Genomic DNA, 13,635 nt, shown 5'->3' with positions numbered 1-13,635 from the left:
GCGATTCCTCTGTGAGTTTGGCGGTCTATAACCGCACCCATAGAGGAAACTTCAATGAATTTAGAGTTGTTGGGCTGGAATCGTTTTTTTGAGAAAAACTTTGACAGCTATTTTCAACAAGGGTATACTGTTGGTCGAGTTGCTCTTGAGCAAAAAAATACCTACCTTCTCTACACCGAGTTAGGAGAATTGTCGGCAGAAGTAACGGGGAAAATGCGTTACCAAGCCGACACCCGAACAGATTTTCCAGCGGTCGGAGATTGGGTAGTCGTTAGCATTATTGACGATGAAGAAAAAGCAAAAATCCATGAAATTTTGCCCAGAAAAAGCAAATTTTCTCGAAAAGCTGTAGGCGCACAAACAGATGAGCAAATAATTGCCACCAACATTGATACGGTGTTTTTGGTTTCGGGATTGGATCTAGACTTCAATCTTAGAAGAATCGAACGGTATCTAATTTTGGTTTGGGAAAGTGGAGCGAATCCAGTCATCATTCTGAATAAAGCCGACTTGTGCGATGAAGTTGAGCAACGAAAAACGGAAGTAGAAGCGATCGCTCCTAGCGTACCCATTATTAGCTTGAGTGCAATTGAGAACCAAGGACTCGATGCCTTGAGTCCCTATCTCGGTACGGGGCAAACCGTAGCACTAATTGGTTCTTCGGGAGTCGGGAAATCGACGATTACCAATCAATTAGCTAAAAAGGACATTCAAGCAGTTCAATCAGTACGCAAAGGAGATAATCGAGGCCGCCACACCACAACACATCGAGAGTTAATTATTTTGCCTTCTGGGGGTTTGCTGATGGACACTCCGGGAATGCGAGAAATTCAGATGTGGAATGGAAGTGAAGGCTTTCAGGAAACCTTTACTGATATCAATACGCTTGCTACAGAGTGTCGCTTTCGCGATTGCCAACATGAAGCAGAACCCGGTTGTGCAGTGCAACAAGCTTTGCTTGATGGCATTCTAGATAAGCAACGTTTCCGGAACTACCGAAAACTTCAACAAGAGCTTGAATACAATCACCGGAAACAAGATCAAAAAGCGTCTTTAGCCGAGAAGGAAAAATGGAAAAAAATCCATAAAGCTCTAAGAAACAATCCAAAACGCTAAGCAGCTAAGTCATTATCTTAGCCAGCAAAAAAGCGTTAACTTCTAGGAGCAGCCAGTAAGGATTGGGAAGTGGAGTCTCGAAACTTCCAAGTTTAACTTGGAAGTTTCAAGGCCTCAATTCTGCATAGGCAGTTGAATTCGTGTAGCCGTGAGTTGACTTGCCAGCGTTTTTTATCAACACTCAGTATTTTGGAAATAGCCATGAAGAACCTAACAAAAAATCATCATCTGTACTCTAATTACCCAGGATTCAGCATATATGCAAAAAAAATCATTTCTAACCGCCGAACAAATTAGCTACGAACTCGCTTCCGACCAAACCTTATTTACCAATGTTCAAGCCACAGTGAATGAGGGAGATAAAATTGCTCTTGTCGGTACTAATGGGGTCGGAAAATCAACCTTACTCAAAATTTTAGCAGGTGAAATTCAGCCTAGTTCCGGTTCTGTGAGTCGTGAGGGTACTGTTTATTACCTTCCACAAATTAGCACCGTTATCCAGTCAACCCAAGGCGCGACCGTTTTTGAGTTTTTAAGTTATTTTTCAGAGGATTGGTGGAAAATTAGTAACCTGTTAGAAGCGAAGTTAAAAACTTCAGTAGATATTTCGCTACCAGTTAGCAGTTTGAGTGGCGGTGAGCTTACTAAACTGCTTCTGGCAATTGGTTTATACAGAAACCCAAGCGTGCTACTCCTAGATGAACCCACGAATCATCTTGATTTCTTAGCTTTGGAGAATCTAAAGCATTTCCTCCAAGAATTGAAACAACCTTTTGTCCTTGTCTCTCACAAACCTTTTTTCCTAGATCAAGTCGTCAACACCATCTGGGAGTTAACACCATTAGGAGTGAAGGTTTATGGCGGTAACTTTTCCAGCTACAAGGAACAAAAAGAAATTGAATTTCAGGTAGCTTTGAGGACGCGAGAAATAGCCAAAAAAGAGCTTAAGCAGGCAACTGATGCGTCTTTGCAAGAAGAAAAACGGGCGGGGAAATCCCGCAGAGAAGGACGTAAACAAGCTCACGATAGAAGTATGGGAAAATCTGCAAGAAGATTCTTCGAGAATCGAGCATCAGCAAGTGCTGGAAGCGCCTCAAAAAAACATGAGGTGGCTATCGCTAAAGCTACACAAAATTTGGAATCTGCCAAAATTAGGACAAATCCAGTTGCCATTGTTCGCCTTGAAGAAGAAAGGAGTAAAAAGGGGAGAAGCTTAATTGACATTCAAGGAGCAAATCTGAAGATTGGAAGTCAGTTTCTCATCAAGAATATACAGATGCACATAGCATCCGGTGAGCGAGTTGCTATTTCTGGGGCTAATGGATCGGGAAAATCAAGCTTAATTAGGGCAGTCTTGGGCATTCATCGAGAAAATTCTCCAGCAATTCTTGAATCGGGAAAAGTTTCAGTTGCTCCGAAGTTAAAAGTTGTATATCTTGACCAAACTTACGAGTTAGTAGATAGAGGAAAAACCATTTTAGAAAATTTGCAAGCAGCGAATCCCAATCTTGAGTATCAACTTATCAGACAACAGCTAGGACACTTTTTATTCTTCAATGATGAAGTAAATAAAAAAGCTGAGATATTAAGTGGAGGGGAGCTAGCAAGACTTGCTCTGGCGACGATTAGCGTATCGGAAATTGAGTTGCTGGTATTGGATGAACCAACGAACAATTTGGATTTGGAAACCGTTACTCAAATTGTGGAAGCGTTAGAGGAGTATCAAGGTGCTATCTTGGTAATTTCTCATGACCTAGATTTTCTCAGTCGCATTCAGATAACCAAAGCCTTTAAAATCAAAAATAAGGCGATGCGAACGACCGTTTTTATTCCCGATGAGACAGAACAATATTATCAAGAATTGCTGGGATAGACAAAGGTAGCTTGAAATAAAATTAGGCGCTATCTAAACAGGCAAGTTTGTTTGTCTATAGCAGTCCAAATGATTCGTGAAGGCGAGATAGCCAACTACTTAGAAAAGTCGGATATTTAAACCACTGGCTCCCCACTAAAGTAGGATTGCTATAGATATTCCTTGAGGCGTCGGATAGGTTTGTTAAACAGATCCCATGAACCCTAACACAAATAATCCTAAGACGATTACCTATACCCAAATTGTAGACCTGAGTCATGTCATCGAGCCAAATATACCTATTTGGCCAAACGATCCACTCGTTGAATTTGAGCCAGTCGCTGAGCTAGAAAAAGATGGTTACTATCTACGAAGATTCTCGATGGGAGAACACAGCGGCACTCATATCAACGCACCTAGTAGCTTTTATGAAGATGGGGTTGGGATTGAGAGTTATCCAGCTCAGTCGCTCGTTGTACCAGCAATTGTTATCGATATCCGCGACAAAGCTATTGCTAATTTTGACTATGCTTTAACAACAGCCGATGTCTTCGACTGGGAACAGCAACACCATCCTATCTTCCCTAACACTGTTGTACTTCTATACACGGGTTGGCAAGAAAAGTGGAGCGATAAAAAAGCCTTTTTAAATCAGGACGAGAAGGGCAAATTTCACTTTCCGGGGTTTGGCGCTGAAACTAGCCGATTCTTAGTCGAACAACGCGCGATCGCTGGTGTGGGAATTGATACTCATGGCGTTGATCCAGGGCAAGATGAAACCTTTAGCACCAACCGCCTGGTACTAAAAAAGGCTGGAATTGTATTGGAAAATCTGACAAATCTCGATCGGTTATCGCCCACTGGCACCACATTAGTCATTGGGATTTTACGTCTACGGGGTGGTTCTGGGACACCTGTATCCGTGTTAGCTTTTGTCCCTTGATACCTACACCAAAAATCGCATTGACTTTACGCGATCGCGCCTTCCCATTAAATCAACCTTGACAGGCTATTATCCCTTGTGGTGAAAGCAAAGATAGATGACGCCGGATCTTGCCGACAACGCCCCGATAGCTGCACAAGAAAGGATCGATATGTCTGAACAAGAGTTTTTTGTCTTTCCTGCATCCTTTGCCCAACAGCGGCTATGGTTTCTTGACCAGTTGATACCTGGCAATACTATCTATAACGTGCCGACCGCCATTCGCTTAACAGGTTCGCTCAATTTAGCGGCATTAGAGCAGACGTTTAATGAGATTGTGCGTCGCCACGAAGCCTTACGGACTACATTTAAGGTGCTAGAGGGACAACCTGTACAAGTGATTCCTGCGGAAAGCTGCGCTAATGCTTCCAGTTTAACCATCCCTCTGTCCGTAGTAGACCTGCGGCAATTCCCAGAATGCGATCGCGAACTCCAAGCACAACAATTGGTAGCAGGAGAAATCGAGCGTCCTTTTGATTTGTCTTCTATCCCATTGCTGCGAGTGAAGCTGCTACAGCTTTCCGAAACAGAACATATTCTATTGCTGAATATGCACCACATTATCTGCGACGATTGGTCGATTGGAGTGCTGATTCGGGAACTGGGAACCCTCTACACAGCCTTTACTTGTAAAGACGCGATGCATCCCGTCTCTACGCTGCCGGAACTGCCCCTGCAATACGCTGACTTTGCCCATTGGCAGCGCGAGTGGCTGCAAGGAGAAGTGCTGGAAACCCAGTTAGCTTACTGGCGGCAACAATTAAACGGTATTTCCGTGCTAAATTTGCCCGTTGACCGACCGAAACCAGCGGTTGCAAGCTATCGAGGAGCAACGCAATCTTTAGAGTTACCGAAAAAGCTCAGTGATGCGCTCCAGACGCTTTCGCAGCAAGAAGGTGTCACCCTATTTATGACTTTGCTAGCAGCATTTCAGACCTTACTCTACCGCTACACGCATCAAGAAGACATCGCGGTGGGTTCGCCTATTGCTAACCGCAACCGTAGCGAAATTGAAGGATTAATTGGCTTTTTTGTCAACAGTTTGGTATTACGCACCGACTTATCTGGAAACCCAACTTTCCGCGAACTCTTAAGCAGAGTTCGGCAGGTAACACTAGGCGCATACAGCCATCAAGATTTGCCTTTTGAGAAACTTGTTGAGGAGCTACATCCAGAGCGCAACTTAAATATTCATCCGCTATTCCAAGTAGTATTTGGCTTTGAGAATGCGCCAATGTCAGCGTTAGAACTGCCTGGATTAGTGCCTAGCTTTATGGATGTTGACTTTAAAACAACCCGATTCGATTTGGAGTTGCATTTGTGGAAGTGTTCCGAAGATTTCCGGAGCTTATGGGGCGGTAAATGGGAGAATTCGGAGGGGATTAGAGGCGTAGTGGTTTACAACACGGATTTATTCGATGAAGCCACAATTACCAGAATGCTGGGACATTTTAAAACATTGCTTGAAGGGATTGTTAATCATCCCGAAGAACGAGTTGCAAATTTACCGCTATTGGGTGAAGCTGAACGACAGCAGTTATTAATACAAATAAACGACACCGGGGCAGATTATCCTGAAAATCAGTGTATCCATCAGTTATTTGAAAATCAGGTAAAGCAAAATCCTAATTCTATAGCAGTAATGTTTGAGAATTTAGAGACAAGGGTTATCGAGTCTCTAACCTACCGGGAGTTGAACATACGCAGCAACCAATTAGCACATTATTTACAAAAAATGGGGGTAGGTTCGGAAGTTTTAGTCGGCATCTGCATGGAGCGTTCTGTAGACCTAATTGTGGGATTACTAGGCATTCTGAAAGCCGGGGGAGCTTATATGCCTTTAGATCCGAGTTATCCTCAAGAGCGTTTGAAGTTCATGCTTGATGATGCTTGTAGAGGCGAAGCATTTGTCAAGAAAAAACTTGGCTCCGAGCCAGAAATTACTGCCACGAATGCTTCGCCCATACTATTGCTGACACAGGAAAAATTTGTTGAGAATTTTGGGGATTTACCGCACCCAGTTGTGGCCCTCGATAAAGATTGGGAAATCATTTCCCAAGAAAGTAAAGAAAACCCGAATAGCAGCGTAACCAGCAATAACTTAGCTTATGTAATCTACACTTCTGGTTCTACAGGAAATCCCAAGGGAGTTGCGGTTACTCACAAAGCTGTCAATCGGCTGGTATGCAACACAAATTATGTAAAATTGTCACCTAATGATAAAGTTGCCCAAGCCTCAAACACTTCCTTCGACGCAGCAACATTCGAGATTTGGGGCGCGTTACTCAATGGCGCTCAACTTGTGGGAATTAGCAGAGATGTCACCCTTTCGCCCCACGAGTTTGCATTACAACTCCAACAAAAAGACATCAGCATTTTATTTTTGACCACCGCTTTATTTCAACAGATTGCTAGAGAGGTTCCGCAAGCTTTCGCAGACTTGCGCTATTTGCTATTTGGAGGTGAGACTGTTGATATTCGGTGGGTCAGGAAGGTTCTTAAACAAGGAGCGCCAAAGCAATTCATTCATGTCTATGGGCCAACGGAGAGTACGACATTTTCTTCTTATTACTGCGTGGAGAAATTAACAGAATCAGCAGCCTCTATCCCCATTGGTCGCCCGATTACGAATACGCAGATTTATTTGCTGGATGCTCATTTACAACCTGTACCGATTGGTGTTGTCGGCGAATTGTACATTGGCGGTGATGGATTGGCGCGAGAATATCTGAATCGCCCTGAATTAACTGCTGAACGCTTTATTTCTAATCCTTTTAGTAAGAAAACAGAAGCACGACTTTATAAAACGGGTGACTTAGCCCGCTATCTACCAGACGGCAATATTGAGTTTTTAGGTCGCATTGATAATCAGGTAAAAATTCGCGGCTTCCGCATCGAATTAGGCGAAATTGAAGCGGCGCTCAATCAGCATCCAGTAGTGAGCGAGACAGCGGTAATTGTTAGGGAAGAAATCCCTGGTGATAAGCACTTGGTTGCTTATATTGTTCCTAACCAAAAACAGGCACCAGCAAGCATCAATCTGCGGCAATTCCTAAAAGAAAAGTTACCTGAATACATGGTGCCTTCAGCTTATGTCATGCTAGAATTCCTACCGCTGACACCGAATGGAAAAGTAGATCGCCGTGCCTTACCTGCGGTTGATACGCTCAGTTTTGAGATTAAAGAAAATTATGTCGCACCGCGCGATCGCGTTGAGGAAGCGCTAGCCGAAATTTGGGCTAAAGTTTTGGGAAAAGAGCAGGTAAGTGTCCACGACAATTTCTTTGAATTGGGCGGTCATTCTCTACTCGCAACTCAGCTAACTTCCCGCATCCGCGATGCTTTCCAAATAGAGTTGTCTGTACGCAACTTGTTTGAATCTCCAACGGTAGCTAGTTTAGCTAGGCACATTGAAACGATGTGTTGGGCAGCTAAAGGTTTGGATAACACGAATTCTACGGAAAATGAGCGAGAAGAAATAGAATTTTAAGTCTTTCTACAATCTCATTTGCAAATACTCAAGAGTCAGCAAGCGCAAGCGATCTAAAATGTTCTGAGCGTTACCCGCATTTAGCACAAAACGCACTGACAACTTCGGAAAAGAGCTGATTCTTCTCCATCAATACCATGTGTCCACCCGGCTTAATGGTGACGAGTTCAGCTTGAGGCAATTCCGCTTTCATGCGATCGCTTGCAACAGGTTTAGTTGCGATATCTGTTGCACCGCAAACAACCAACACCGGAACGTTAATCGTTGGGAGTGTTGTTGTTTCCTCGAAATTGAACATTGCCAATGTACCGCGAGCGAGAACACCAGGCGAACCTAAAGCCGATAAAAAAGCGGCGAAATCTAGTTGACCGCGGGTTTCAGTCCCCTTAAATCCAGAAATCTCTACGCTGATGTGTAGCGAACCGTTGAGATAGCTTAGCCAAGTCATCAGCCAAAAGAGAGGTGACAGCAGCATGGTGAGGTACAGCAGTGGTTCGAGTAGCGGTTTCTGCAATTTGGGTAACACACTGCTCAAGATAGAAGTTTTCAGCGGATTGGTGTAGGTTGTATCTGCGAGGATTAAGCCTGCTACGCGACGCCCTAGATGTTCTGGAAACAGCCGACAGAATGTTAGGTTAATCATGCCACCCATGCTGTGTCCGAGCAGGATAACCGGCTTGTCTCCCGCGATCGCAACAACGGCTTCGAGGTCACGGGCATATTTTTCTACGGAGTAGTCGTTATTTTTGGGTCTAGTGGATTTTCCGAGTCCTGGCAAATCCCATACTATTACTCGGAAGCGATCGCTCAGTTGTCGCTTGGCATAGTACCATACCGCACTGTTTGGTCCCCAACCGTGTGAAAAGATAATCGGTTGACCATCTTCAGGCCCATAGAACTCTACGTGCAGGACGCTACCATCCGGTCGTGGCAAGCGCTGTACAGTTCCAGTACGCATCAATTTAGGTTCGTCAGCACCTTGGCGACGCAGCAGCGGCAAGCTGATAAAACGACCGCCAAGAGACCACAAAACCATCGCCAGTCCGCCTATCAAGTAGGATGTCCCCACCAGTTCCCCTTCATACCACTCATACAGAATGTAAATCCCTCCGCCCAGTATCCCGATGGACAGCAATCCAACCAGCCATACGAGTAGGAAATTGAGGGGCATGAACACCATGAGCAGAAACCTTTAGGGTAGGATGTTGACTGCGTTGTCTTCCAACGTCATACCGAGGTTAGACCACAGTCGGGTCAATAGCAAGTACACTCCTCTAGCGGGTAGTGTCCTAGAAGAGGTTTAATTTTGAAAACAGTTGAGTTTTTATCTTACCTCCGTAGCTTAGATATTCAGGTTTTTGTCGATGGAGAACGCCTGCGCTGTAACGCCCCAGAAGGAAGCCTCACCGCAGAACTACGTGCAGAGATAGCTGAACGCAAAGCTGAAATTCTCTCATTTCTAAGGACAGCTAACGTTACCAAAAACGCTACTCCGATAAGCCTTACACCCATTTTGCGGGACAGAAATCTGTCGCTATCCTTTGCACAACAGCGGCTGTGGTTTCTGGATCAATTAGTCCCTAACAATGCTTTCTATAATGTTCCGGCAGCGGTGCGTCTGGTCGGTTCGTTAAATTTAGCAGCCCTGGAGAAGACTTTTAACGAAATTGTGCGCCGTCACGAAGCTTTACGCACCACTTTTGTAACGGTGGAAGGGCAACCCGTACAAGCGATCGCATCCACGTTAACTGTACCGCTACCAGTAATAGATTTGCGTTCGCGATGCGTCTCTGTTGGCGAAGCCGCCCTGAAAGGGCTAGGAGAATTAGAAACCGAAGCGCGACGCATCACCACCCAAGAAGCTCAACGCCCTTTCGATTTGTCCAAAGACCCTTTTCTGCGAGTAACGCTACTGCGGTTGGATGAGTCAGAATATGTGCTACTGCTGGTTCTGCATCATATTGTCTCCGATGGCTGGTCTATGGGGGTACTAATTCGCGAGTTAGCGGCACTTTACACCACCTTTGCTTCTTGTAAAGACGATCAATTTTCCGTCTCTACACCTTTACCAGAACTACCTATTCAGTATGCAGACTTTGCCCACTGGCAACGTGAGTGGTTGCAAGGGGAAGTATTGGAAACCCAACTTGCTTACTGGCGGCGGCAATTAGAGGGTATTTCTATCTTAAATTTGCCTACTGACAGACCTCGACCAGCAGTTCAAAGCTACCGGGGTGCAACGCAACTTTTGCAACTACCAAAAAGCCTAAGCAAGGCGTTAGAAGCCTTAAGCCAGCAAGAAGGCGTAACTTTGTTTATGACTTTACTTGCAGCATTTCAAACCTTGCTGTACCGCTACACGCAGCAAGAAGATATTGCAGTAGGTTCGCCAATTGCCAACCGCAACCGCAGCGAAATAGAAGGGTTGATTGGTTTTTTTGTTAATAGTTTAGTGTTGCGTATCAACTTCGGTGAAAACCCAACGTTTCGCTCACTTTTGATTCAAGTGCGAGAAGTATCTCTGGGAGCGTATGCTCACCAAGATTTGCCTTTTGAAAAGTTGGTGGAGGAACTGCATCCAGAGCGCAATTTGAATCAAAATCCCCTATTCCAGGTGGTGTTTGCATTACAAAATGCGCCAATGTCGGCGCTAGAACTACCAGGTTTAACCTTAAGCCCGTTGCAATTTGTTGATACAGAAACAACGCGATTTGATTTAGAGTTCCACTTGTGGGAGCAAAAGGAAAATAATGGGTTAGGGGTAGATAGCTCAGAAGGAATTAGCGGCTTTGTCGTATACAGCACCGATTTATTCGATGCAGCCACGATTAACCGAATGCTGGAACATTTCCAAATATTGCTAGAGGGCATTGTTGCGAATCCAGAGCAACGAGTTACCGAATTACCGATATTAAGTGAAGCTGAACTACATCAACTGTTAGTGCAATGGAATAATACCAAAGTAGATTATCCCAATGATTTGTGTGTTCATCAGCTATTTGAAGCACAGGTAGAGCAGAATAAAGATGCGATTGCTCTAGTATTTGAAGATAAAGAACTCACCTACCAAGAGTTAAATATACGCAGCAACAAACTTGCACGTTATTTGCAAAAATTGGGTATCGGTGCGGAAATTTTAGTAGGACTTTGCGTAGAGCGATCGCTTGATATGATAATCGGGATGTTAGCCATCCTGAAAGCAGGTGGAGCCTACCTACCTTTAGACCCCAGCTACCCTCCTGAGCGTTTAAGTTTTATGCTTAAAGATGCTCAAGTGCCAGTTTTATTAACACGCGAACAGTATATCGAACGCCTTGATAATCAAAATCCAAAAATAATTTCTTTAGACATGGATTGGGAAAGAATTTCCCAAGAGAGTGAAGACAATCCTAGCAGCAATGTTACCGCAGAAAACCTTGCTTATGTTATTTATACCTCTGGCACCACTGGAAAGCCTAAAGGAGTTCAAATTAAACATGGTGGACTATTAAATCTAGTATTTTGGCATCAACAAGCGTTTGCAGTTTCACCGCTTGACCGGGTAACGCAGGTTGCGGGATGTGCATTTGATGCTTGCACATGGGAAATTTTGCCTTATTTGAGTGCAGGAGCTAGCATTTATTTGACCGATGATGAAATTAGGCGATCGCCTGAAAAGCTGCGAGATTTTTTAGTATCAAAATCGATAACTATTAGCTTCTTGCCGACCCCTTTAGCTGAGAAAGCTTTGTTATTAGATTGGTCTAAAGATATAGCATTGCGAGTCTTATTAACAGGAGGCGATAAATTACATCAGTATCCTTTGGCTGAATATCCTTTCCAGGTAGTGAATAATTATGGTCCAACTGAGAATACTGTTGTTACAACATCCGGTATTGTTGCTGTTAGAGAGCAAGAAAATTCCTTCAATAGGGCTTTAAAAGGGGAGCAAGAAGGGATTACAGATGTAGCAGTATTAGGAAATGCGATCGCGCCTGCAATTGGTCGTCCCATTGCTAACACTCAAGTTTATGTGCTGGATAGTCATTTACAACCTGTACCGATTGGCGTTGCTGGTGAATTGTACATTGGCGGTGCTGGACTGGCGCGAGGTTATTTAAACCGTCCCGATTTAACTGCTGAAAAATTCATTTCTAATCCCTTTAGCAATCAGCCAGAAGCACGTCTTTATAAAACAGGCGATTTAGTTCGTTATCAACCAGATGGCAATATCGAATTTTTAGGTCGCCTCGACGAACAGGTAAAAATTCGCGGCTACCGCATTGAGTTAGGAGAAATTGAAGCGATCCTGAGTCAGCATCCAGCAGTGTTGCAAACGGTAGTAATGACTCGTGAGGATGCAGCAGGCGAAAACCGTTTGGTAGCTTATGTGGCTTTGAATACTGAGTTCCAATTGAATGAAGATTCAAACTCAGCACTGATGCAAGATGAGCAGATTTTGCAATGGCAAATGCTCTATAACGAAACTTACAATCAATCTGCTGCTGATATCGATCCAACATTCAATATTGTGGGTTGGAATAGCAGTTATACTAATCAACCGATTCCAGCAGAACAAATGCGTGAATGGGTAGATAACCAAGTCGCGGAAATTCTGGATTTGCAACCGAGTCGAGTGTTAGAAATAGGGTGTGGAACAGGTTTATTGTTGTTTAGAATTGCGCCTCACTGCAATAAATATTGTGGGACAGACTTTTCCTCGGCTTCACTGAACTATATCCAGCAGCAATTGGCACAATTACCTCAAGTAACATTGCTTCAGAAGTTAGCGACTGACTTTGAGGGAGTGGAGTCAGAAGCCTTTGATATGGTGATTCTCAACTCGGTTGTGCAATATTTTCCCAGTATTGATTATCTGGTGCGCGTACTGGAGGGTGCAATAAATGCGATCGCTCCCGGTGGCTTCATCTTCATCGGCGATGTGCGTAGCCTTCCCCTGCTGCAAGCTTTCCACGCCTCAGTGCAACTGGCTCAAGCCGAACCCTCTCTCACCCGCGAACAGTTGCAGCAACGAGTAGAAATGCAAATGTTCCAAGAAACTGAGTTAGTAATTGATCCAGCTTTCTTCACGGTTTTAAAGCAGCGATTTCCCCAGATTAGCGACGTACAAATTCAACTAATACGGGGTCGTTCTCACAATGAATTAACGCAGTTTCGTTATAACGCGATTCTGCATATTAGCGCTGAAATAGATTCTGAAAGCACCTACATCAATCCCCCCGAAGCGGCGGGAAGTAAGAATACTCCGGCTCCCTCCCTGTTGCGGGGAGGGCTGGGGAGGGGTTCCTCGCTAGACTGGCACGAAAATAACTTAACCGTCTCCGATGTACATCAGCTATTAATTGATAACCAACCAGAAATATTAAGCATTACCAATGTGCCTAATGCGCGGGTAACAGCAGCAGTTAAAACAGCAGAATTGCTGTCAGGCGCAGCAGAATTTAAAACGGCGGGACAGATGCGCGAAGCTTTGCAAAAGCTCCAAAATCTAGGAGTAGATCCAGAAGATTTTCATAGTCTAGATGTCCCTTACAACGTTGATATTAGCTGGTCAGATTCCGGCACTGAAGGACGCTACGATGTAGTGTTTGTAAGCAAAGGAATAGACAAGAAAACTACTTCGCCACTCAGCACTAAATTGCGATCGCTACAATCTTATGCGAATAATCCCCTGCAAGCAAAAGCAGCCCGTAAGTTAATCCCTCAATTGCAGACTTATCTAACCCAAAAGCTACCTGAGTACATGGTGCCATCGGCTTTTGTGGTGCTGGAATCTCTACCGCTTACACCTAATGGCAAAGTCGATCGCCGTGCTTTACCTACACCCGAACCAGTCAAACTAGAGTTGGCAGGAAGTTATGTTGCACCTCAAACTCCGGTTGAGGAAGCGTTAGTGAAAATTTTTGCTGAGGTTTTGGGAGTTAAACGAGTAGGTATTTACGATAATTTCTTTGAATTAGGAGGACATTCATTATTAGCGACTCAACTTGTTTCAAGAGTGCGCGACGCATTCGGGGTGGAGTTACCTTTGCGTAGCGTATTTGAGGCACCGACGATTGCAGAATTATCGAAAGCGATCGCTAGTTTTCAGCAGACCACTACTCAAAGCAAAGCCCCAGCCTTAGTGCCAATTTCTCGTGAAAATCGCCGCATGAAGCTATCTTCTCTCAATAAAGAAAACCAACAATCGTAACC

Annotated in this window: 6 protein-coding genes; 5 read left to right on the top strand and 1 reads right to left on the bottom strand. The window is 44.3% G+C overall.

Going from position 1 to position 13,635, the window contains the following annotated elements; genetic code table 11:
* Window positions 1–54 precede the first annotated feature (54 nt).
* From rsgA to NC996_RS09505, 4 genes are all read left to right on the top strand, one after another.
* Window positions 55–1,116 (top strand): ribosome small subunit-dependent GTPase A, encoded by a 1,062-nt coding sequence (gene rsgA / locus NC996_RS09520; RefSeq protein WP_190689808.1) that lies wholly within the window; start codon window positions 55–57, stop codon window positions 1,114–1,116.
* Between the two features lie 259 nt (window positions 1,117–1,375).
* Window positions 1,376–2,989, top strand: coding sequence for a ribosomal protection-like ABC-F family protein (gene abc-f, locus NC996_RS09515; RefSeq protein ID WP_190689807.1), 1,614 nt, complete (start codon window positions 1,376–1,378; stop codon window positions 2,987–2,989).
* A 196-nt stretch (window positions 2,990–3,185) separates the two neighbouring features.
* Entirely contained in the window at window positions 3,186–3,911 is a 726-nt protein-coding gene (locus NC996_RS09510; RefSeq protein ID WP_190689805.1) for a cyclase family protein, read from the top strand.
* A gap of 151 nt (window positions 3,912–4,062) precedes the next feature.
* On the top strand, window positions 4,063–7,440 hold the full coding sequence (locus tag NC996_RS09505; protein WP_190689886.1) for a non-ribosomal peptide synthetase: 3,378 nt from the start codon (window positions 4,063–4,065) through the stop codon (window positions 7,438–7,440).
* Between the two features lie 70 nt (window positions 7,441–7,510).
* On the opposite strand, the gene NC996_RS09500 is transcribed toward NC996_RS09505, so the two are convergent.
* Window positions 7,511–8,620, bottom strand: coding sequence for an alpha/beta hydrolase (locus NC996_RS09500; RefSeq protein ID WP_190412273.1), 1,110 nt, complete (start codon window positions 8,618–8,620; stop codon window positions 7,511–7,513).
* A gap of 126 nt (window positions 8,621–8,746) precedes the next feature.
* Here NC996_RS09500 and NC996_RS09495 point away from each other — a divergent pair, with 126 nt between their 5' ends.
* Window positions 8,747–13,633 (top strand): non-ribosomal peptide synthetase, encoded by a 4,887-nt coding sequence (locus NC996_RS09495; protein ID WP_190689803.1) that lies wholly within the window; start codon window positions 8,747–8,749, stop codon window positions 13,631–13,633.
* Window positions 13,634–13,635: the final 2 nt, after the last annotated feature.

The sequence above is a fragment of the Trichocoleus sp. ST-U2 genome, assembly GCF_039961875.1.
In the GTDB taxonomy this organism is placed as follows: domain Bacteria; phylum Cyanobacteriota; class Cyanobacteriia; order Cyanobacteriales; family FACHB-T130; genus FACHB-T130.
The sequence above is the reverse complement of the archived record's forward strand: the minus strand, read 5'-3'. Positions and strand labels throughout refer to the sequence as shown.

Coding starts and splice junctions, on each gene's coding strand:
- rsgA (WP_190689808.1), top strand. CDS start 55: ATGAATTTAGAGTTGTTGGGCTGGAATCGTTTTTTTGAGAAAAACTTT.
- abc-f (WP_190689807.1), top strand. CDS start 1,376: ATGCAAAAAAAATCATTTCTAACCGCCGAACAAATTAGCTACGAACTC.
- NC996_RS09510 (WP_190689805.1), top strand. CDS start 3,186: ATGAACCCTAACACAAATAATCCTAAGACGATTACCTATACCCAAATT.
- NC996_RS09505 (WP_190689886.1), top strand. CDS start 4,063: ATGTCTGAACAAGAGTTTTTTGTCTTTCCTGCATCCTTTGCCCAACAG.
- NC996_RS09500 (WP_190412273.1), bottom strand. CDS start 8,620: ATGGTGTTCATGCCCCTCAATTTCCTACTCGTATGGCTGGTTGGATTG.